Source organism: Olleya sp. NP1-10 (genome assembly GCF_055804415.1).
In genome coordinates this window covers 3,092,645-3,115,241 of the sequence record NZ_CM147840.1, presented here as the reverse complement: position 1 = coordinate 3,115,241, position 22,597 = coordinate 3,092,645, and the positions used below count along the sequence as shown (strand labels likewise).

Sequence of the window (22,597 nt, the reverse complement as noted above, 5' to 3'; positions counted from 1 at the left end):
AAATGTTAAATACATATTTTAGAGTAATTGTTGGTGTAATGGTATTGTTAAGTGTAGTGTTATCTGTTTATGTTAGCCCAAAATGGATGTGGTTTACAGTTTTTATAGGTGTAAACTTAATACAGTCTGCATTTACAAAATGGTGTTTGTTAGAAACAATATTAGTAAAGTTAGGTGTAAGAAAAGAAGGTGCAGGTTGTGGTATTAAATAACAAGAGCTTTATAAAAAGTTAATTCCTATAAATTTACTAGGGTAAAATTCCATAAATTAATTTGTAGCATGTATTTTTGCGCAAATTTTATTTATGGATTTTTTATTTCAACCATGGCATTGGTTTGTCTCTGGTTTATTGATAGCACTAATATTGCTATTTTTATTATTAATGGGAAAAAAGTTTGGAATGTCTTCCAACTTAAGAACCTTTTGTGCTGCTTGTGGAGCCGGAAAAGTCAGTGCTTTTTTTAGATTTGATTGGAAATCTGACCAATGGAATTTATTAGTTGTTTTAGGAGCAATGTTTGGTGGTTTTGTGGCATCACATTATTTGTCATCCGCAGATATGCCTGCTATTAGCGATGCTACAAAAGCATCATTGTCTAGTATAAATATTTCGACTGAAAACCAATACTTACCTGTCGAGCTATTTTCAATTTCCGCTTTAAGCGATATAAAAACCATTGCAATTTTAATTGTTGGTGGACTTTTAGTTGGATTTGGAGCACGTTATGCTGGAGGTTGCACGTCTGGTCATGCTATTTCTGGATTAAGTAATTTACAATTACCATCCTTAATTGCTGTTATTGGATTCTTTTTAGGTGGATTAGTAATGGTTCATTTAATATTCCCTTTAATTTTTTAATAATGAAACAGATACTATTTATATTAATTGGGTTTTTCTTCGGAGTTATTATGTTTAAATCTGAAGCTGCGTCGTGGTTTAGAATTTATGAAATGTTTAGGTTTGAGTCTTTTCATATGTACGGAATCATTGGAACTGCTTTAGCGTTTGGAATTTTGTTTGTACAAATTATAAAACGTTATAAAATCAAGTCTTTTGATGGTAATCAAATTAAAATTACACCCAAAGATAAATCGTTTTCAAGGTACATGTATGGTGGAATTATTTTTGGCTTAGGATGGGCTTTAGTTGGAGCTTGTCCAGGACCAATTTTTGTGCTAATTGGAGCAGGTTATTTACCTATAATAATTGTATTTTTATCTGCAGCTTTAGGAACTTTTTTATATGGTTTGGTTAAAAACAAATTACCTCATTAAATACTAAAACCCTAAATGTTGTAAAACACTTAGGGTTTCTTTTTAATTAAGTTAAACTGTTTACGCTGTAATAGTTTGCCCTGTTTGTGCTGAAAAGGAATCAGAGAAAACTGTGTCCACAAATATCCAATCTGATGTAGCGCTTCCTGGAGTAAAAGTTACTTGCATGTAACCACGTTGCGCTGAATCAAAATAATTTAAATCATCGATTAATATAGTAATAGCATCTTGAAAAGCACTTACAAAAGTAGGTTCAGAACCTAAATAGGTGTCAAAACCAGGTGATGATACAGAGGATGTTGCAAACTCAGTTGCGGTAACGTTTCCGCTATTGGATACTATCTGACTAGACCAAGCATTGTGTGTATCGCCAGCAAGAACGACTAATTTTTTTCCTGCAAAAGCTTCTAAAATAACTTCTCTTTCTGTTGGATAGCCATCCCAAGCATCTAAATTATATGGTAAAACGGTTTGTATTCTAGCTAATTCTTCAGGAGTTAAAGTAGGATCGTTATTTAAGACTCTTACTTTTAACTGAACTAATTCTGTTAGTTGTTGTTGGAATGCAGCCATAGTAGCGTCTGATGCAGATCCTGTTGCGCTTATTTCTGCTATAATTGTGCCTAATGCATTTAATAATTCTGCAGGAACCATCATTTTACCCATCAAGACTTGTTGACCTAATACTTGCCACTCAGCTGTGTTACTAGATATTTCTCCTAATAACCAGTTTTTTTGTGTTGTACCCAACATCGTTCTATTGGGATCCAACCATTCTTGTTGGTAAGTTGTTGCATCAAAATTACCTGAAGTATCAAAATAATCAGTAATACTTAATTGTTTATCACGACCTACTAAACGAGTATCTAACATAATTAAGTTAGCTAAATCACCTATTTGAAAGCTTCTGTAAATGATACTAATATCATTGGTCATGGCAGGAAGATACTCGCTATAAGCTTGTAAAGCACTTTGTTTTCTAGCTTCAAAAGACCCTTCGTCTTCTTGATGATTTTCGGCTCCATTTACATAAGTGTCGTTAGTGATTTCGTGATCATCCCAAACCGAAATAAATGGCTTTTTCTGGTGTAATAACATTAAGTTTTCATCGCTTCTGTATTGCTTATAACGGGTTCTGTAGTCGTCTAAAGTAATAATTTCATGTGCAGGATTGTGTGTTCTTCCTAGTGCAGCTGTATATTGATTGGTACCATATTCATTTTCACCATATTCATATATATAATCACCTAAATGTACTACAATATCTATGTCAGAATTAGCCATAGCATTATAAACATTAAATAAACCTGCAGCATAATTTGCGCAAGAGGTTACACCAAGTTTTACTTGATTTACATTACCTGTAGGTAATGTTATAGTTTCTCCAATAGATGAAACAGTTTGATCATTTAAATTAATAAAACGATAATATAATTTTTGGTCTGCTTGTAAATCTTGTACCTCTACAGCTACAGTAAAATCACGAGAGCTATCTGTTGTTACTTCTCCGCTTCTTACTAGAGTATTAAAAGAAGACTCTGTAGAAATTTGCCATACTAAAGATGCATTTGCACTGTCAGTAGAATATCTAGTCCATATAATCACTTGAGATTGTGTTGGGTCAAAACTAGCAACACCAAAGTCAAAATTAGATTGATTTAAGTTTTCTGGAATTAAAATTTGATCACTTATATCGTCATCGTTGGAGCAGCTAATAAAGTTTGGAATTAGAATAATTCCTCCAGTTGCTAATAATGAATTTTTTAAAAATGATCTTCTGTTAAATTGTTTAGCCATGATATGTTTTATATTATGCATGCATAGTTAATCTAACTGTGTTATTTGATAGTTACAAAGTTGTTAAGAATAAATTAAATGATTGTAGGTTGTAACATTTTGAGATTTAATGCGTCATATATATGTAAGTCAGTAATAAGATTTGCAAATCAATCATCAATCATCAATTTAAATCAAGTAGAAATGAAAACAGATAGACAATTATTAGTATTTACACATTTAAGTCAATTAGTAACTTTATTAATCGGTTTTGGTAGTTTATTATTACCATTAATATTATGGTTAACAAAAAAAGACAAAGTATATCAAATGGATACACATGGTAAAGCTATTGTTAATTTTCAATTAAGCCTAGTTGTATTATATATTGTTTGCGTACCTTTAATTTTGTTATTTGGATTAGGATTATTAGGCTGGTTTGTTTTAGGGTTAGCGTCTATAATTTATCCAGTATTAAATGCGATAAAAGTAAGCAATGGTCAAAATCCAGAATACCCTTTATCTTTTAATTTTATTAGTTAGTTATATTAATTTGATAAAGAAAAAAACGCAACCTGTAAGGGTTGCGTTTTTAGTTTAGAAAAAAAGAGACCTACAGAAAAAAATAAAACAGAATATGTGATTAAATATTAATTTTGTTAATCAGTCATTATGTCTCGTTTTATTTTTTACATATTATTAGTAAACATTTGTTTTTTGCAAGCTCAAAACCCTGTTTTTGTGCCCATGTCTAATGTTTCTAAACTTCCGGATGTTGAGTTTTATGATGTAATAGAAGACAAACAACACTATATTTGGTTAGCAGCAGATAAAGGTTTGTATAGGTATGACGGAAAAAATTACAAGCATTTTAGTCATCCTAAACAAAAAGCAAACTCCTTATTTCAGTTAAAACTTGATAGTAATGGTACTTTGTGGTGTAATAATATTTATGGACAAATATTTTATGTAGAAGACAAAAGCCTGAAACTTTTTCACGATGCCAGTAAATTAGTAATTGGTCAATTAGCACCTTTTACAATACACGAAGACTACATCAGGTTATTTACTGTAACAGGTATTTACGACATAGATATTACAACAAAAAAAACAACTAAGTTTTTTGATGCTATGTGCATTAGTAACTCTAATAGTAATACTACTAATTACACTTTTGCTATAAATGCTGAAGGAGATACAAAAGGACAGAGTATTTATAAATTCAATAAAAAGGAAAAGTCAAAATTATTTGAAATAACGAGTACTAAAAATATACAATCGCCAAAACTTTTCGCCTTTAACAATGTCATATTTTTTACGCACAAAAGTGAAAGTGGTAATATTATTTATTCTATTAACAAATCAAATAATTCAACAAAACAACTTAAAACACCATCAGAAATACGAAATGAAATCATTTACGGACTTCTAAAATTTAATGATAGATATTGGTTTTTAACTAGTTCAGGAGTATTTGTTTATGAGTTTAAAAAAGAAACGTTTATTTTTAGAGAACAACTTTTTAACACAGAATCTATCACTGATGTTGAAGTAGATTTTAATAATAATTATTGGTTTACAACTTTAGATAACGGTGTGTTTGTAGCTCCAAATCTTAATGTTAGACGCACAAATTTAGAATTTGTAGAGGCTAAAATAACATCGTCTGTAGCTTTACAAAACAATAAATTTGTGTTAGGAACCAATAATGGAAAACTTTTGTTTTATAAAGAAAATAAGCTTTATAAAACACTGCAACTACCAGGAAAAAAATTATTGGTAAATTATATTTTGATGAGCTAAAAAAACAATTAATAGTAAGTATTAATGCTTCAGAATCTTTTGTGGTTAATTTAAAAACCAATAAAATTACAGATTTTAATAATAGGTTTTCGGTTGCCAAAACATTTTCTAAAATTAATGATAGTATTTTGTTTTATGGTAATTATCGTCAAGGTATTGTTTATAAAAATCCTTTTAATAAAACTGAAAAAATAATTATTAAAGACAGTCGTGTAAAAGCTTCAACAGTAATTGGTAAAACGCTGTTTGTATCTTATATAGATGGTTTTTATAAGTATAATACAGTATCTTATTCTTCAGAAGAAATACAATATAAATTTAAAAGTTTATTGGTTAATTGTATTACAAAAAGTAATGAAGGTATATGGTTATCTACACAACATAACGGATTGCTTAAATTTAAAAATGATAGTCTAACAAAATTTGATCATAACTTACCAAATAACTTTCAAATAAACAATATACATTATGATGATGATGTATTATGGTTTTCATCCGATTCTGGCTTATTTCAGTATCAATTAAAAAACAACGCACTTAAATTATTAAGTACCCAAGATGGTTTAGATACAGCGGTTAATGATTTTTTAGTACTTAAAAATCAAATTATTATAATTCGTCCAAAAGCATTTTACACGCTTCCAAAGTCACAAAGCTTATTTAAAACATTTAAAACAGCTAAGGTTAGGATAGAGACAGTATCTATTAATGATCGTGATACATTGGTTAAAAACAACTATAATTTACCCTACAATCATAATAAAATAGGGCTAACTTTCAATTCTAACGGATTTCAATCTAATAAACATGTTAACTACCAATATCGTGTAAGTAAAATTGATACAAATTGGCAAAATATACCGATAAACACTCATTTTGTGAATTTTAATAGTTTACCAAGTGGAACATATAAATTTGAGCTAAAAGCTCAAAATATTAGCGCAAAACAATCTGTTTTTGCTATTCCAATAACGTTTAATATAGGAAAGCCATTTTGGCAAACCTATTGGTTTTATAGTTTAGTTTTACTGACCGCTTTTGGGGTAATTTGGCTGTATTTTAAATGGAGAATGAAACAAAAAGAGAGACAGCGTATTGCCGAAATTGATAAAATTTTAAGCGATAAAAAAATAACTAATTTACGTTTAGAAAATCTGCGTTCGCAAATGAATCCTCATTTTATTTTTAATGCTTTAAACTCTATTCAAGACTATATTGTATCAAACGAAAAAGAATTAGCAAGTTCATACCTAGTAAAATTTAGTCGCTTAATTAGAATGTATTTAGACTATAGTCAACTTAACGAAATCACTTTAGAAGAAGAATTAAATGCTTTAAAACTATATTTAGAATTAGAAAAAGTTCGTTTTGAGGACGAATTAGACTATAATATTAACATCGATAAGCAGTTAAATACAAAACAAATTAAAGTACCTTCATTATTCATTCAACCGTATATAGAAAACGCTTTAAAACATGGATTATTACACAAATTAAGCAATAGGCAACTTAAGGTTGAAGCTAAAATAATTCAGCAACACAAATTGCAAATTACAGTAGAAGATAATGGTATTGGAAGACAGAGATCTGAAAAATTAAAACGACCAAACCCACAACATAAACCTTTTGCTACAAAAGCCAACGAAGAACGTGTACATCTATATAAAAATAAATTAAAACGTGATATAACCATTGAAATTGAAGATTTATATAATGAAAATAATAAACCTTCAGGAACCAGAGTGATTATAACAATGCCAATTTAATACTACAATGAAAGCTATAATTATAGACGACGAGAAACGCGCCAGACATTTACTATTTAACCTAATAACAGTACATTGTAAAGGTGTTACTAGTATTGCAGAAGCGCAAGATTTAGCATCAGGTGTAGATTTGATAAAAAAGTCAAAACCAGACATCGTATTTTTAGATATCGAAATGCCAAATCAGTCAGGTTTAGATATTTTAGAATACTTCCCAAATCAAATAGATTTTAAAATCATTTTTGTAACAGCTTATAACCAATATGCTATTGAGGCTTTTAAACTTTCTGCTATTGATTACCTTTTAAAACCGGTTGACACTAATGAGTTGAAAGAAGCAGTTACAAAAGCTGAAGAAGCGATAAAAGCTAACAATTTAAACGATCAATTAAACAAGTTGCGTAACTCATTAAAGCAACTCTCAATAGACAAAATTGCATTAGAAATCCCTAAAGGGATTATGTTTGCTTCACATAGTGATATTGTATATTTTGAAGCAGATGGAATGTATACTAAAGTGCAATTAATGGATGGTAAACAAAAAACTATTTGTAAACCGTTAAAGCATTTTGTGGAGCAGTTAGAACAAAATACTATGTTTTTTAAATGTCATCGCTCATATCTAATCAATTTAAAGTATGTGGACGAATTAGTAAAAGATGATGGCGATTATTTATTGATGAATAATCAAAAACGTATTCCTATTTCAAAATCTAAACGCGATCAGTTTATAGATGTGATTAAGGAAACGTTTATGTGATTCTTTATTTATAATTTTTGACATTCATTTAGAAAAAAATCATCATTTTCAGAAAAAACCAAATTAAGAATGGTTGTTAAGTGCTTTATTTTGAAGTCTATAAAACACAATTCTTATGAAAAAAATAGTATTATTATTTGTTTTAGCATTGTGCTACAATACGTCGCACGCACAATTTGGTAAAATGCTTAAAAAGAAAGCTAAAGCAGCTGTTGAAAAGAAGATTAATAAAAAAGAAGAAACTAGCTCATCGTCAAATTCGGAAAATGCTTCAGGGATGGTTGGTAACACTTCATCTTCCTCTCAAAATTCATCAAAAACAGAATATACCGATGAAGAATTTAAAGCGGAATTAGTAAAAAAATATCCTAACGATCAAGCGAAGCAAGATTTATACTATCAAAAATATCTTGAGAAAAAGCAACAAGCAGCAGAAGCTAATAAACCGAAACAAGCCAATGCAATAAGTGACGACTTTTTATATATGTCTTATCCTTTTGCGATGACAAAAGGAATGAGCGCAGTTGGTGTCGATCGTGTAAAATTAAGACGTCAGATGACAGATATGGGTGACAATGTAGATATATTACCTGCACAAGATCCAGAATATGCTTGGTTACGCTTTTTAACCACACCAGAATTAGAAGCCATGTCTCCAGAAGGTTATATTGGTTACGAGCTAGTTTCAGGAATGTTTACAACCAAAGTTGGCGCAGACCGATCACAAACTTTAGAGCTTGGTACAGGTATGCCAATTTTGGTAAGAGGTATGCTTATTGCAGACAATGTGTTTGTTATTTATGCAGCATCTCATCAAGGTGGACACGCATTTAACGTACCATCATATATGCATCAAAACGATATTACGATACTTAATGTCATTGGTAAAGGCGAGCAACAATTTCATTTAGATTGGTTAGAAAAAGCGAAACCAATTGTAAAGGAATTTGAAGCGACGTTAAAAGCTAATTACGATGCTGCTGCAAAAGCTACTATGGATGCTATAAAAATGCCAAAAGCAGGTGGTATGAATAGTAATGCATCATTAGTGAGTTTTGCTAAAAATAATGTGTCTAAAACCATTGCAAAAGATGGCGCAAAACTATTAAAACTTAATATAGAGTCTAACGATTGGAGTATTGTTAAAAATAAATACACAGGTCACATTTTATATCGATGGATAAAAGGTGCATTTACCGAGAAAAATAAAAATAACGACTGTTATTTACAAGGTTTTTTAATTAAACAGCAATACAATGGTAGTGGTTATGGTAGCTCTCAATTTGGAGGTGTTATTCATGGACAAATGCCTTATGGACAAAAAATGAATTGCGAATAATTAAAATGTTTTTTAGTTATAGTTTTTAAAGTCTGCTTGATAAGCAGACTTTTTTATGTAATAACCCTAGGGATAATTTTGATAAATCATTTAGAAAGAAATTAAAGCTATTCAGAAAAAAGCAAATTAAAAACCTTTAGTGTTGCTGTTATTTTGTAGATGATATTAATATTAATCTTAACTACAATGAAAAAAACTTTACTCTTATTATCCTACTTAATGATAACTACATGGTGTAGTATTAATGCGCAAAATGTAAATATTCCCGATGCTAATTTTAAAAACTATTTACTGTCAGATTCAGTAATTAATTCTAATTCAGATTCTGAAATTTCTGTTGCAGAAGCACAAGCATTTTCGGGCGAATTATTAATAAATGGGCTCTCTATTTCAGACTTAACAGGTATTGAAGCTTTTGTTAATATTACAAGATTAGATTGTTATAGTAATAATTTAACCGCTTTAGATGTTAGTAATAATTTAACATTAACACGTTTACACTGTTCTGATAATCAAATAGAAACTTTAGACATTAGTGCAAACACATTAATTACAGATATACAATGTCATAATAATGGTGTTTTATATGAATTAAACTTAGCCAATGGAAATAATAGCAATATTAATTGGATGAAAGCTTATGGTAATAGTTTATCATGTATCCAAATAGATGCTAGTTTTACACCACCTGCAGATGCTGGAATTTATAGTCAAGGTTGGACAAAAGGTAGCTCAGGATTTTATAGTGATGATTGCGTAGCGTTAAACCAAATAGTAAATATTCCTGATGCTAATTTCAAAAGTTTTTTAGTAAACGATAGTAGTATCAATGTAAATAATGATACTGAAATTACAGTGGCTGAAGCACAAGCTACAACAGAGCTTCTTATCAATGGTCTATCTATTTCGGATTTAACAGGTATTGAAGCTTTTACCAATTTAACACGTCTTGATTGTTACACAAATAATTTAACAACTATAGATGTAAGTAATAACTTAGCCTTAACGCGTTTACATTGTGCTGATAATCAAATTGAAACATTAGATATTAGTGCCAATACACAGATTACAGACATACAATGTCATAATAACACTGTTTTATACCAATTGAATATAGCCAATGGTAATAACAGCTATATAAATTGGATGAAAGCTTATGGTAATCCAAGTTTAACTTGTATTCAAGTTGATGCAGGCTTTTCGCCACCAGCAAACAGTGGTTTGTACGTGGCAGGTTGGACTAAAGATAATCAAACAAGTTATAGTGAAAACTGTATACCAGCAGTTTATTATGTAGATGCAAATGCAACAGGCGTAAACGATGGTAGCTCATGGACAGATGCTTTTACAAACGTAACAGACGCTTTAGCACTTACAAATTTAAATGATGCTGTTTGGGTAGCAAAAGGAACGTATACATTAGCAGATAAAAATACGCCAATAGCTGTTAGTACAAATGAAGTAGATATTATTGGTGGTTTTGCAGGAACAGAAATGACTCTAGCAGATAGAGACTTAACAGCTATTCATACCACAAATGCAACCATTTTTACGGGAGATATTAATGGTGATGATATTGATGGAGATTTTACCTCAAACAAAACCGATAATGCGGAACGATTATTTGAGTTAAGAACAAGTAACGTGACCTTTGATGGTATTATTTTTGAAAACATTTACGATACATCACAATCTGGAGGCGTAGAAGAAAACGGTGTCATATTTATACCAAATAATTTAAATGCTAATAACTTAAAAATTAAAAATTCTGTATTCAGAAGTAATTATTCAAATGGCTATTTACTTAAAATTAGAAAATTTAATCAAGGATTACTTATTGAAAACACCAAATTTATAAACAACACCATTGTTAATATGGGATTGGTTCTCGTAGTATCTGATAGTACAAACGGTTATATTTTTACACGTTGGGCAAATGTATTAATAGCAGATAACGATATTAATCTTACAGCACTAAATATTTACAGAGAAGATTGGAATAACGGAAGCACTTTAGATGTTGTAATTAATAATAGTACGTTTGTTAATAACGATTATAACGGTACTTATGGCAATTCTATTACGGCATCAGGTAATGGTAGTGTAAACCTAAATGTTAATAATTCTATCTTTTGGGAGAATACTGTTAATGGAGCAGCAGCAACTAGAGATATTTCCGAAGGAATAGAAGAGCATTACGATGTATTTATTAGAAACTCTATTGCTAATGTACCTTCAAATGCAGGAACTTACGGGACATTTAGTACAACAAACGTGACCTCTTTAGATCCTGCAACAGATAACCTAAATTTAGATACTGAATATAAGCCAACATCAGCTTCAAATTATATTGTTGAACAAGGAGATAATATTTACTACGATGTAGCTTTATTTGGCGATTTAGATTTAGCAGGTAACGATAGAATATTTAACAATACGATAGATTTAGGTGCCTATGAGTATATTTCTACATTAAGTGTTGATGATGTTTCTTTAAATACAAATTCAGTAAGACTATATCCTAATCCTGTAAACGATAAATTATTTATAAAATCAGATAATGCAATAGATTCAATAACAATTTATAATGTTAATGGACAAATAATTAAACAAACAGAGATATTTCCTAATGGATTAGATGTTTCTGGTTTAAATGCAGGTTTATATTTTATAAATATTAAATCAGATAACAGAGAAAATATTAAAAAGTTTATTAAAAACTAAAAATTATTAACTGTAAGAAATAAAAAAATGAAAACAATTAAAATTTTATACATAAGTCTATTAGTAGTCTTTTTTGCATCTTGTTCATCAGATGATGATAATAACTCCAATGAAAACAATACTACAATAACAAATAAAATAACTGTAGGAGATTCTGAGTTTGAAATGAATACAGCAATTGTAGAGCCTACATTAAATAATTCGGTATTTTTAAGTTTAACAAATAGTACACAAGCACAAATTGAAGCGTCTTATAATGGTACAACACTTAATAATGTAGATTACTTTACGGCTAGAATAGGCCACTCAGATTTGACATCTAATGTCACTTATAATTTGTCTGAAATATCAAATTTAGAGTTTATTGTAAATGGAGATGTTATTAATTCTGAATATGAGAATGGTTTTAGTCAATTTTATAAAAGCGGTAGTGATGAGGATTTAGAGGTTACCCAAGGTAGTATTACAGTAACTAACTATTCTACAGATAATTTAACTTTAAATTTCACCTTTTTAAGAAATGATGGTACCGAAATTTCAGGAAACTATAATGGTTCATTTATATCTTTAGATGATGAAGAATAAATAATTTAATAGTTATATAAAAAAAACGCAACCCATTAGGTTGCGTTTTTTTTAGTGAATTTTATTGTTTTATAAAGTGATGATTAGATATATTAGTTAAAATAACTGTGCTATTATCTATAAATAAAAAACTTGTTGTCATTACTTCACCAGAATCTAAAGTAATATTTAATATATCATCATGAGTTGACCATGTAATATGTTTAGCACTTGAGATTATACCATTATCAGTTATGTGTAAATCTGTAATTAGCCCATCTCCATTATTACTAGTTAGGTTAATTTTATATTCTATATTAGGATCAATAAGATTATCAGATCTTAGCCATTCTCCTACCAATGCATTATTAGTTTCTGATGGAGTAGAGGTAGTATCATCATCACTATTACAAGACCATTGACTTAAGCAAATTACAGTTATAACTACTAATTTAATTAAATGCTTCATTGTATTGATTAATTAAGATGTCTTAACAACTTGAAAATTAGCAAATTGTTTCAGATAAATAGTCTTCAAATCTAATCTTTTATTCTGATAAGGGTCAAAAAAAGCAATTCAAAGATGAATTGCTTAATTTATTGGTTAAAGTGTATAGTTTTAGCTGTTAAGCATCACTGGCATTACTAACATTGTTACATGTTCACCTTCTTCTAAATCGTCAATTGGTGTTAAAATACCAGCTCTGTTTGGCATACTTAACTCTAATTGTACATCATTAGATCCAAGATTGTTTAACATCTCAGTTAAAAATCTTGAGTTAAACCCTATTTGCATGTCGTCACCTTGATAATCACAAGTTAAACGCTCTTCTGCTTTGTTAGAGTAGTCAATATCTTCTGCAGAAATGTTTAATTCTGCTCCAGCAATTTTTAATCTAATTTGATGTGTTGTTTTATTAGAGAAAATACTAACACGACGTACAGAGTTTAAAAACTGTGTACGATCAATAGTTAATTTATTAGGATTTTCTTTTGGTATTACAGCTTCGTAATTAGGGTATTTACCATCAATTAAACGACAGATTAAGACTGTGTTTTCAAAAGTAAACTTAGCATTAGAATCATTATAATCAATAGTGATTTCTTCTTCACTAGCTCCTAAAATTCCTTTTAATAAGTTTAAAGGTTTTTTAGGCATGATAAACTCGGCTACTTGAGACGCTTGAACATCTTCTCTTGTGTATTTTACTAATTTGTGTGCATCAGTAGCAACAAAAGTTAAACCTTCAGTTGAAAACTGAAAAAAGACACCACTCATTACTGGTCTTAAATCATCATTACCAGCAGCAAAAATAGTTTTATTAATTGCTGTTGCTAATACGTGACCAGGCATTTTTGTACTGCTTGGGTCCTCTAAACTTACAGCCTTAGGAAACTCGTTTCCGTCAGCATAAGCTAAGGCATATTTACCATGATTAGAGCTAATCTCTACAGTGTTGTTTTCTTCAATAACAAAAGTTAAAGGTTGCTCTGGAAAAGTTTTTAATGTATCTAAAAGTAATCTTGCAGGAATAGCTACGCTACCTTCGTTATCACTTTCTACGTCTAATACTGCAGACATAGTCGTTTCTAAATCACTTGCCGAAACGGTTAATTTTGTTCCGTCTAATTCAAATAAAAAATTATCTAAAATTGGCAGTGTATTCGAGCTGTTTATTACACCTCCTAAAACCTGTAGTTGTTTTAGTAAGTATGTACTTGATACAATAAATTTCATTTATATATGGAAATTAATACTATTAATAATTAGTCTTACAAATATATCGTTAATGTCTTAAATTATGAAACAAACTTATCAACACTTATTTAGCGTATTTTTTCTTACGGAAGTAGTTGAAAATAAAACCGAAAACAGCTAATAAAACCAATGGTAACAAGATGTTTATAAGTTGCCATTTTGTTTTTTGTAGGGCAATTTTTTCAGGATTTAAAAAGGCTACAGCTATTTCTTTGGATCTAATGTTTATAAGTCCTGTGTCGTCTAATAAATAATTTGCAGCATTTACTAAAAATTCTTTGTTGCCAAAGGTCTGTCCAGTATATTTATCAAAACCAAGCTCTTCAACACCATTACGACCAACTTCATTTTTAATAACATCACCATCGGATATTACAATCATTTTTGTTGGATTACTAGTGTCTTTTGTTACGTCTAAAGTTATTGGTTTTACTCGGTTTTTATAAGCCGACGTAAATGTACCTTCTAATAAAACTGCTAAGGTTTGTGGTCCTTTATTAAAGGTTTTGGGATCTAATTGGTTATTCACCATATCCAAACTGATCTCTCTTGGCGTACCTTCAATTTTACTTAAAGGCGCACTTTGTAGTAAAATGGTTTTTTTTGTACTACTTTTTATAGTATCCATTGGGTTTGCAAAATTAAACTTTAAAAAGTCTAAATTATGCACTATTGGATGTCTGCTGTTTCCTTTTGCTAAAGGAGAATAGGTCCAAGGATAGCTTTGGAACTGACTATTACTGCCTTCTCCTGATGCTAATGTAATTGGAGCAGAGTACATAGAGCTGACAATTAACGGATTAATTCTAACACCATATTTAAAGAAAAAATCGGTTAAATTTAGATCCATTGGTATTGCTACGTTTTTACCTAAATCGTTGTACAAACTATCTTTGTCCATTGCGACTTGTTCTAGCAACCAAAGACTTTTTCCACCACTCATAGTGTATTGGTCTAGTGCAAATTTCTCTTTTTCGGTAAATGCTTCTGTTGGCTTAGCCGAAATAATTAAATCGTATTCATTTAGTTTTTGTAATGTGCTTGTTGCATGATTAGCGACGCTATCTAACGTAAAAGGAGCTATAAAATAATAGTCTCTGATAGATTTTATATAATCTGCAATGTATTTATTTTCTAATTGACCATTACCTTTTAAAACAGCAATTTTGCGTCGTTTAGGATTAACTAATTTACTTAATCCATCAGCAAAAGCATATTCTAGTTGTTGTACTGAGTTTGTAACAAGTTGTTGTTGTGTGGCTCCAATAGTATTTTTAACTAAAGGGATTTTAACTGTTGTATCATTAAAACTTGCTAAAGCCCAAGGAAAAATAACTGCTTGGCTAGTTTTTCCGTTTTCCTTAACATTTAATTGCATTGGTGTTAATCCTCTTGCGTTTAGCTGTTGTATGCTTTGATCACGAGTGGCTTCATCTTCAATTGGATTTATAAAGCTGAAACTAATATTACTATTATAAGCTTTAAATTCTTCTAACAATTGTCTGGTTTCTAATTGAAGCTTTCTGAATTCTGACGGAAAGTCTTCCCCTTCTAAAAACACATCAATTATTATAGGCGAATCTGCTTGGTCTAATATCGCTAAAGCGGAAGGATTAAGCGTATAACGTTGATCTGTAGTTAAGTCAAAACGTTTGTAAACCTTTTGAGATACAACGTTAAGCAAAATTAAACCAACGACAAGAATTACGATATGTTTGATAGATTTATTCAAAAGTTTTTTCAAGTTGATAGATTTTTAATGCTGCTAATGTGTCTTTTTTAAACTGAAACTCAATGCATTCTTGTTGCTTATTAAAAGCACCAGGTTTAAAGCCCATATTATAGTTCCATTGGTCTTTGCTATTGGCTTTGATACTGTCATCCCAACCATACCATTCTGCAGCTCCAAAGTCTTTTTTAATTTCAGATTTAGTTTTACCAATTAATTGTTTATCATTATAGACTTGATCCATCATTTCAAAACGCAATTCAGGATACTCTTTCCAGTTTTCTGCATTAAAATGCTTTTGATGATAGTAGTCAGAAAAAATATTGACAATAGGATAAAACAAATAAAAATAAAGTAGAGGAGTAGCTACTAAAGTAATTAGAAGGCTAATCCATTTATTGTCACCAATTGTTTTTATAAATAGCCAAGCTAATATAAAAACAATAATAAATGATATAATTAATATAGGTGTAATTACCATGTTATTGCTTTTTAATGTTTAGTTTAGTTAAGGTTATAAAAAGTACAGTTACACTTAAAAAATAAATAATATCACGAGTATCTAAAACTCCACGACTGATACTTTTATAGTGTGCATTGATGCCTAAGTTTTCGACAATATTACTTGAGGTTACGTCTGCAATACCTTCAAAACCAATGTAAAAAAACAAGCATAAAAAAACAGCAATTATAAATGCTACAATTTGATTGTCTGATACAGTTGAGGCAAATACACCAATTGCAGTATATGTAGCTACTAAAAATAACAAACCAAAATAAGAGCCTAATGTGCTACCAAAGTCTAAATTCCCTGTAGGATTACCTAATTGGTAAACGGTGTATACGTAAAGTAATGTTGGTAATAAGGCTATTAAAATAAGTACTAAAGCACCAAAATATTTACCTAAAACTAACTGTAAGGTACTAATTGGTTTGGTTAATAAAAGCTCTAAAGTACCTTGTTTTTTCTCGTCACTAAAACTACGCATAGTGACAGCAGGAATTAAAAATATTAAGATCCATGGTGATAACAAGAAAAAGGACGATAAGTCTGCAAATCCATTATCAAGGATATTAAACTCGCCTTTAAATAACCATAAAAATAGTCCGTTTAATAGTAAAAATATGGCAATGACAAGATAACCAATAGGTGAGGCAAAAAATGAGTTGATTTCTTTTTTAAGTATGGCTAGCATTATTGGGTTATTTGTTTTTGTTTGATGTCGTTATATATTTCACTTTTCACTTTTCACTTCAGCGAAGCTAATTTGTCAACACTCCAAGCTTCAGGTTTAGCATTAAATAAAGGTTTAGTTTTAGCCCAAATTCCTTTAAATAGTTCAGAGTTGCGATAGTTTTCTAAATCGCTTTCTGCAGTCCAATAACTATACGTAAAAAAGACATTACTATTGTGTTTGTCTTGATAAAGCTCTAATAATTGGTTACCTTCAAAACCTCTTATTTTATGTTTTATAGTTTCAAAGTTAGCTAAAAAAGTTTCTATGTTTTCTTCAGCAAAACTTAATTTTACAATTCTTACAAACATATAATTTATATTAAAAATTATTAGGTATAGTTTCTTTTTCAAAGTTAATGGTTACTGTGTCACGCAAACCTAAACCCATTAAACTACTGGCACTTCCAACAGATTGATTGTTACTTTTATAAATGGCAATCTCCAGATAATTAGAACTATTAAAAACGACTAAACCACGACCTTCGTCATTACGTTTGTCCTCAGGTGTATCAAATTTAACGATGTCACTATATTTTTTATTGATTTTTTTGAATTTATAATTTCTTGCAGACACTTCATAAGTTCGTCCTTTTTGAAGGGTTTCAAAAAACGACTTTTTAATATTAGTTACCACATTTCCATAATTATCAATATATATAATACTACCTATAATTTGTGTTTGTTCCTCATTAACATAAGGCACTAAATTTTTGATAGGCTTAATGTTGTTTATGGTTTTTCCAATAACATCTAAAGTTCCACCTCTTGCTATATGGCATGCTACTTTTACAAAGACATCTAAAACAGGAAAACTAGTTTCGATTTTATCATGTATGTTTATCTCTACCAATTTTGTGTAGGCAATATCATTAGCAATCATACTCATAATTCCGTTGTTAGCACAAATAAAATAATGTTCGTCTAACTCAACAGCGATATGCTTGTTTTCTGGGTTAATTTCAGAATCAATTCCAATAACATGAATGGTTCCTTTAGGAAAACTACTGTAGGCATTTTGTATTATGTAAGCAGCTTCAGCAATATTAAAAGGTGACACAGAGTGTGAGATATCAACAATTCGTACATCAGATAATTCTGAGTAAATAGCTCCTTTTATTGCGCCAGCAAAGTGATCTTTCTCTCCAAAATCTGTAGTAAGCGTTATAATTGGCATGTAGTATTGTTGATATTTTTTTAACCTATAACACACAAAAAATGTGTAAGTTTGTTAGGTACACAAAACTAATAAATTTGTATAGATTAATTTAATAAATGCTACGCTTTTGAATGAAATAATTATTGAACTTGAAGAGATCTCTCCAAAAGATTTTTTTGGAACAGGTAATGAGAATATTACGTTATTAAAAAAAACTTTCCTAAATTAAAAATTGTCGCTCGAGGAAATAAGATTAAAGCTTATGGAGACGAGGATTTACTTGAAGAATTTGATTTAAGATTAAGTATGCTTTTTAAGCATTTTGCTAAGTATAATAAACTAGACGAAAATGTTATTGAGCGTGTATTAACAAGTAATAGTAGCGATGATTATTCGACATCAGAACAAAGCGGAGAAGTTTTAGTGCATGGCTCTAATGGTAAGCCTATTAAAGCCATTACTGCAAACCAGCGTAAAATGGTAGAGCTAATGCGTAAAAACGATATGGTTTTTGCTATTGGTCCAGCAGGAACAGGTAAAACTTATACAGGAGTTGCATTGGCAGTTAGAGCTTTAAAAAATAAAGAAGTAAAACGCATTATTTTAACACGTCCTGCTGTTGAAGCTGGTGAAAATCTAGGGTTTTTACCAGGAGATTTAAAAGAGAAATTAGATCCATACATGCAACCAATTTATGATGCATTACGTGATATGATTCCTGCTGAAAAATTAGCACAATATATAGAAAACGGTACCATACAAATTGCACCTTTAGCTTTTATGCGTGGACGTACTTTAGATCATGCATTTGTGATTTTGGACGAAGGACAAAACACGACGCATGCCCAAATGAAGATGTTTTTAACTAGAATGGGTAAAAATGCAAAGTTTTTACTAACAGGTGATCCAGGTCAAATAGATTTACCACGTCGTACAATTTCTGGCTTAAAAGAAGCTTTGCTAATTTTAAAAGGAGTAGAAGGTGTAGGAATGATATTTTTAGACGATAAAGATGTTGTCAGACACAAATTAGTTAAAAAGATTATTGCTGCTTATAAAAATATTGAAAACAGAGAATAATAATAAGTTTTCATAGATTTGCACGATATAGCAAATAACAGAATTTACCGATCAACAACACAACTAAATGAGTAATACAATAATTGATACTAATTTTGATTTTCCAGGACAAAAAAGCTTGTACAAAGGAAAAGTAAGAGCAGTTTATAATATAAATGACGAGGAACTTGTCATGATTGCAACCGATAGACTTAGTGCTTTTGATGTCGTGATGCCTAAAGGAATTCCTTATAAAGGACAAATCCTTAATCAAATAGCAACAAGCATGATGAAGGCAACTGAAGATTTAGTTCCCAATTGGTTAACAGCCACACCTGATCCTAATGTAGCTGTTGGGCATTTATGCGAGCCTTTTAAAGTAGAAATGGTGATACGTGGTTACATGTCTGGACATGCAGCGCGTGAGTATATAGCAGGTAAACGTATGCTTTGTGGTGTTACGATGCCTGAAGGTATGAAAGAAAACGATAAGTTTCCTGAACCTATTATCACGCCTGCAACTAAAGCAGAAATGGGCGATCATGACGAAGATATCTCAAGAGAAGACATTCTTAAAAAAGGAATTGTTACAGAAGAAGATTATATTGTTTTAGAAGACTATACGCGTAAATTATTTAAAAGAGGAACAGAAATAGCAGCGTCTAGAGGTTTAATATTAGTGGATACAAAATATGAATTTGGAAAAACCAAAGACGGAAAAATTGTATTAATTGACGAAATACATACACCAGATTCATCACGTTATTTTTATGCGGAAGGGTATCAAGAACGTCAGGACAACAATGAAGCACAAAAACAATTGTCAAAAGAGTTTGTTAGACAATGGTTAATTGCTAATAATTTTCAAGGTTTAGAAGGTCAAACGGTACCAGTAATGTCTGATGAGTATATCGAAACAGTTTCAGAACGTTATATTGAATTATATGAAAATATTATGGGAGAACCATTTGTAAAAGCAGATGTGACCAACATACAAGAACGTATTGAAACTAATGTTTTAGCGTATTTAAAATAAGATTTAGTGAATTAATAAGAATATAAAAAAGAGCTTGCATTTGCAAGCTTTTTTTATATAAAATATAGTTTAATAGCAAAATAAACACTTACTAATATAAATAAAGCTTGGTGAGTATCTCTTTTTTAAATTTAATATAATAATGCCTTTTTAAAATCGAAGTCCATTTCGATTTAAAACTTTTAAACAAAATTTTACTGTTTAGTATATTTTAAAAATAAACTAAAGTTGTTTTATCTAAAAAGTACTACTTATAGGCTACTAAAATATCAACTACCTTTTGCAAATCATTTTCGTTAATTTCCGTTTCAGGAGCTAAAGGAAATTGTTGTTGTCCAGGTCTACTTATAAAAGCAGCACGCCAACCAGCCCAAACTGCTCCTGCAACATCCCAACCATGTGCAGCAATTAGCATGCAGTCTTCATGTTTTACTTTCATTTTACTTGAAGCCCAATTATAAACATCAGTAAAAGGCTTAAACTTACCAACCGATTCTATGCTCAACAAGTCATCAAAATATTGAGTTAAACCAGCATTTTCAATTTTAGTTTTCAGACTTTCATCATCAGAATTGGTTAAAGCTATAAGTGTAAAACCTTCAGTTTTTAACATATTTAATGCGTTTTTTACTTCAGGATGTGGTGGTAAATTTTGTAAAGCATTTACAACAATACCTCTTGCTTTTTCTTCGGTAATTGTAATGCCATTATTTGCTGCTACCATTTGTAAAGCTGCAGCACCAATGTGTCCAAACGGTTTGTATTGTCTACTTGCAGAAACCACTAATGAGTATTGAAGTAGTGTTGTAAACCATAATGATAGCAAATGGTCTTGACCGTTTAAAAGGTCTTTAATTTCATTTTTTAAAGGTTTTAAATCTAAAAGTGTTTCGTTTACATCAAAAAATAATACTTTGGGTCTGGTTTTCATTAGTGTAGATTTTATTTTAATTGTTTTAAAGCAGATAATATTTCTAAAGGTTCTGCTCGCTGTGTATAATCTGCGTCTAAAAAGGCATAAGTAATTATTCCGTTGGTATTTATAACATAAGTTGCGGCTAAAGGTAATTCATTACTAGTATCTCCATTAACTTTGTTTAGCCCAAATCCAGCATTGTAAATAGTAGCAACATCGTCTGTTAAGGTGAAAACTACACCATATTGTTTACCAACAGTATTTTTTAAATCACTTAAAACAGTAAACTCAAGTTCGTTTTTTTCTGATGTACTTAGTGAGTTGTCCGGTAATTCCGGTGTTAAAGCTAAAAGCGTAGCGCCTTCTTGTTTAAATTCAGGTAATTTATCTTGTAAAGCATGTAATGTGATGTTGCAATATGGGCACCAACCACCTCTGTACCATGTTAAAACTACTGGTCCATTTTTTAATTGATCGTATAATGTGATGGATTTGTTTAAGGCATTTTTTAAAGTGAAATCATGCGCTTTGTCTCCAACTTTTAAAGCAGAATCTAAAACTCCTGAATTTGCAACACTAGAAATTCCATCTGCATATATTTGTTTCTTTTTGTCTGAGAATTTCGATGCACCTGCTTGACGAACTTCGTCTAACAAAATATCTAACTCCCCTTTTTTATTTGAACTCATACCTTTATTTACTTTTGAAAAATTATAAAATTAAACTGCTTGTTCAGCAATCAACTCAGTTAATACTTGTTTAAAAGTATCTACAGGTTGTGCTCCTGTTACTGCACTTTTTCGATTAAAAACTATAGTTGGTACCGAGTTTACTCCCATGTTTTTCCAATAGTTTTGTTTGTTTCTTACTTCTAAACGTGCTTCATCACTATCTAATTTCGCTAAAGCTTCATCTGCATTTAAACGAACTTCTAAAAGGGCTTCTTTTAAAACCTCTTTTTTTGAGACGTCTTTTCTATCACTAAAAAAGGCTTTAGTTAAGGTCATTTTTAATTCGGTTTGCTTTCCAAAATCCTTAGCATATTCCAATAAAATATGAGCATCAAAAGTATTAGCCATTCGCATCTCGTCAAAATAATCAAATTTAAAACCTAATTCTTCACCAGCATCAGTCATCATTTGTTGCGATTGTTTTTGTTGCTCTAATGTAGAACCATACTTTTCGGCTATATGTTCAATAACATTTTGACCTTCAGCTGGCATATTAGGGTTTAACTCAAAGGGTTGCCATTGGATGTCAATTTTATCTTCTACACCTAATTCTTGTATTGCTTTTTCTAAACGTTTGTAGCCAATGGTACACCAAGGACATACTACATCTGAAACGATATCTATTTTTAATTTATCTGCCATAATTAAAATGTTACTAATTCACTAATTTGAAGTTTACCTTGTACATTACTATAGTTTTTTACATCTGCTGCAAAGGTTTCACCATGTTGTCCAAAGGATTTTTTAAAAGCGTCAACGCTATCAAATTTTAAATGCGCAATAGCTACGTAAGGCGCTAATTCTTCTGGAGATCTGCTTGCTAAACCTAAGTCTAATTCTAATCCCTTTAATGCGTCACCAATTAATTTTGATACCATTGGTAAGTGCTTGTTTTTATAATATTCTGTATCAAACTGTACATCTTTACTGTTTGGATACATTACTGATACTTTTATCATTGTATTT

23 protein-coding genes and 1 pseudogene are annotated in these 22,597 nt (G+C 30.4%); 12 read left to right on the top strand and 12 right to left on the bottom strand.

What is annotated here, in order from left to right; translation table 11 throughout:
• The first annotated feature begins 2 nt into the window (after positions 1 to 2).
• The 3 genes from AC0L4B_RS14655 (at position 3) to AC0L4B_RS14645 (ending at position 1,276) form a co-directional block, all read left to right on the top strand.
• Positions 3 to 212 (top strand): YgaP family membrane protein, encoded by a 210-nt coding sequence (locus AC0L4B_RS14655; RefSeq protein ID WP_473437582.1) that lies wholly within the window; start codon positions 3 to 5, stop codon positions 210 to 212.
• A gap of 93 nt (positions 213 to 305) precedes the next feature.
• On the top strand, positions 306 to 860 hold the full coding sequence (locus tag AC0L4B_RS14650; protein ID WP_473437581.1) for a YeeE/YedE family protein: 555 nt from the start codon (positions 306 to 308) through the stop codon (positions 858 to 860).
• A gap of 2 nt (positions 861 to 862) precedes the next feature.
• On the top strand, positions 863 to 1,276 hold the full coding sequence (locus tag AC0L4B_RS14645; RefSeq protein ID WP_473437580.1) for a DUF6691 family protein: 414 nt from the start codon (positions 863 to 865) through the stop codon (positions 1,274 to 1,276).
• Between the two features lie 60 nt (positions 1,277 to 1,336).
• On the opposite strand, the gene AC0L4B_RS14640 is transcribed toward AC0L4B_RS14645, so the two are convergent.
• Positions 1,337 to 3,073, bottom strand: coding sequence for an alkaline phosphatase D family protein (locus AC0L4B_RS14640; RefSeq protein WP_473437579.1), 1,737 nt, complete (start codon positions 3,071 to 3,073; stop codon positions 1,337 to 1,339).
• Positions 3,074 to 3,256: 183 nt separating this feature from the next.
• On the opposite strand from AC0L4B_RS14640, the gene AC0L4B_RS14635 reads away from it, so the two are divergent.
• The 7 genes from AC0L4B_RS14635 to AC0L4B_RS14605 all read left to right on the top strand — a co-directional run bounded on the left by AC0L4B_RS14635 (position 3,257) and on the right by AC0L4B_RS14605 (position 12,029).
• A complete protein-coding gene (locus tag AC0L4B_RS14635) occupies positions 3,257 to 3,595 on the top strand; it encodes a DUF4870 domain-containing protein (RefSeq protein ID WP_473437578.1) in 339 nt (112 codons plus the stop codon).
• 174 nt (positions 3,596 to 3,769) lie between these two features.
• On the top strand, positions 3,770 to 4,855 hold the full coding sequence (locus AC0L4B_RS14630) for a ligand-binding sensor domain-containing protein (protein WP_473437577.1): 1,086 nt from the start codon (positions 3,770 to 3,772) through the stop codon (positions 4,853 to 4,855).
• Between the two features lie 41 nt (positions 4,856 to 4,896).
• Positions 4,897 to 6,621, top strand: a complete 1,725-nt coding sequence (locus tag AC0L4B_RS14625) for a sensor histidine kinase (protein WP_473437576.1) — start codon at positions 4,897 to 4,899, stop codon at positions 6,619 to 6,621.
• Between the two features lie 7 nt (positions 6,622 to 6,628).
• On the top strand, positions 6,629 to 7,381 hold the full coding sequence (locus tag AC0L4B_RS14620) for a LytR/AlgR family response regulator transcription factor (protein ID WP_473437575.1): 753 nt from the start codon (positions 6,629 to 6,631) through the stop codon (positions 7,379 to 7,381).
• Positions 7,382 to 7,496: 115 nt separating this feature from the next.
• On the top strand, positions 7,497 to 8,720 hold the full coding sequence (locus AC0L4B_RS14615) for a hypothetical protein (protein ID WP_473437574.1): 1,224 nt from the start codon (positions 7,497 to 7,499) through the stop codon (positions 8,718 to 8,720).
• Positions 8,721 to 8,906: 186 nt separating this feature from the next.
• Positions 8,907 to 11,444 carry a T9SS type A sorting domain-containing protein gene (locus AC0L4B_RS14610; protein WP_473437573.1) on the top strand — a complete coding sequence of 846 codons (2,538 nt, stop codon included), beginning with the start codon at positions 8,907 to 8,909 and terminating at the stop codon, positions 11,442 to 11,444.
• A 27-nt stretch (positions 11,445 to 11,471) separates the two neighbouring features.
• Positions 11,472 to 12,029: a hypothetical protein gene (locus tag AC0L4B_RS14605; protein WP_473437572.1), complete on the top strand. Its 558-nt coding sequence runs from the start codon at positions 11,472 to 11,474 to the stop codon at positions 12,027 to 12,029.
• Positions 12,030 to 12,090: 61 nt separating this feature from the next.
• Here AC0L4B_RS14605 and AC0L4B_RS14600 read toward each other — a convergent pair whose 3' ends face one another.
• The 7 genes from AC0L4B_RS14600 to AC0L4B_RS14570 all read right to left on the bottom strand — a co-directional run bounded on the left by AC0L4B_RS14600 (position 12,091) and on the right by AC0L4B_RS14570 (position 17,907).
• A complete protein-coding gene (locus AC0L4B_RS14600) occupies positions 12,091 to 12,477 on the bottom strand; it encodes a hypothetical protein (protein WP_473437571.1) in 387 nt (128 codons plus the stop codon).
• A gap of 150 nt (positions 12,478 to 12,627) precedes the next feature.
• On the bottom strand, positions 12,628 to 13,746 hold the full coding sequence (gene dnaN / locus AC0L4B_RS14595) for a DNA polymerase III subunit beta (protein ID WP_028290995.1): 1,119 nt from the start codon (positions 13,744 to 13,746) through the stop codon (positions 12,628 to 12,630).
• A gap of 85 nt (positions 13,747 to 13,831) precedes the next feature.
• Complete coding sequence (gene gldG, locus AC0L4B_RS14590; RefSeq protein ID WP_473437570.1) at positions 13,832 to 15,511, bottom strand: gliding motility-associated ABC transporter substrate-binding protein GldG; 1,680 nt, start codon at positions 15,509 to 15,511, stop codon at positions 13,832 to 13,834.
• A complete protein-coding gene (locus tag AC0L4B_RS14585) occupies positions 15,492 to 15,977 on the bottom strand; it encodes a hypothetical protein (protein WP_473437569.1) in 486 nt (161 codons plus the stop codon). Before AC0L4B_RS14585 ends, gldG begins: the two co-directional genes overlap by 20 nt.
• Before the next feature lies 1 nt (position 15,978).
• Positions 15,979 to 16,692: a gliding motility-associated ABC transporter permease subunit GldF gene (gene gldF / locus AC0L4B_RS14580; protein ID WP_473437568.1), complete on the bottom strand. Its 714-nt coding sequence runs from the start codon at positions 16,690 to 16,692 to the stop codon at positions 15,979 to 15,981.
• A 53-nt stretch (positions 16,693 to 16,745) separates the two neighbouring features.
• Positions 16,746 to 17,042, bottom strand: coding sequence for a putative quinol monooxygenase (locus tag AC0L4B_RS14575; RefSeq protein WP_054851242.1), 297 nt, complete (start codon positions 17,040 to 17,042; stop codon positions 16,746 to 16,748).
• Positions 17,043 to 17,052: 10 nt separating this feature from the next.
• On the bottom strand, positions 17,053 to 17,907 hold the full coding sequence (locus AC0L4B_RS14570) for an SAM hydrolase/SAM-dependent halogenase family protein (RefSeq protein ID WP_473437567.1): 855 nt from the start codon (positions 17,905 to 17,907) through the stop codon (positions 17,053 to 17,055).
• Between the two features lie 109 nt (positions 17,908 to 18,016).
• On the opposite strand from AC0L4B_RS14570, the pseudogene AC0L4B_RS14565 reads away from it, so the two are divergent.
• Positions 18,017 to 18,969, top strand: a pseudogene (locus AC0L4B_RS14565) (PhoH family protein).
• A gap of 67 nt (positions 18,970 to 19,036) precedes the next feature.
• Positions 19,037 to 19,984, top strand: coding sequence for a phosphoribosylaminoimidazolesuccinocarboxamide synthase (locus tag AC0L4B_RS14560; RefSeq protein ID WP_473437566.1), 948 nt, complete (start codon positions 19,037 to 19,039; stop codon positions 19,982 to 19,984).
• Positions 19,985 to 20,231: 247 nt separating this feature from the next.
• On the opposite strand, the gene AC0L4B_RS14555 is transcribed toward AC0L4B_RS14560, so the two are convergent.
• The 4 genes from AC0L4B_RS14555 to AC0L4B_RS14540 are packed head-to-tail and all read right to left on the bottom strand — an operon-like array spanning position 20,232 to position 22,590.
• Complete coding sequence (locus AC0L4B_RS14555) at positions 20,232 to 20,915, bottom strand: haloacid dehalogenase type II (protein WP_473437565.1); 684 nt, start codon at positions 20,913 to 20,915, stop codon at positions 20,232 to 20,234.
• Positions 20,916 to 20,926: 11 nt separating this feature from the next.
• Complete coding sequence (locus AC0L4B_RS14550; protein ID WP_473437564.1) at positions 20,927 to 21,589, bottom strand: peroxiredoxin-like family protein; 663 nt, start codon at positions 21,587 to 21,589, stop codon at positions 20,927 to 20,929.
• Positions 21,590 to 21,619: 30 nt separating this feature from the next.
• Positions 21,620 to 22,273 carry a DsbA family oxidoreductase gene (locus tag AC0L4B_RS14545; RefSeq protein ID WP_473437563.1) on the bottom strand — a complete coding sequence of 218 codons (654 nt, stop codon included), beginning with the start codon at positions 22,271 to 22,273 and terminating at the stop codon, positions 21,620 to 21,622.
• 2 nt (positions 22,274 to 22,275) lie between these two features.
• The gene (locus AC0L4B_RS14540) at positions 22,276 to 22,590 is read right to left on the bottom strand and encodes an EthD family reductase (protein ID WP_473437562.1); all 315 of its coding nucleotides are present in this window, start codon (positions 22,588 to 22,590) and stop codon (positions 22,276 to 22,278) included.
• Positions 22,591 to 22,597: the final 7 nt, after the last annotated feature.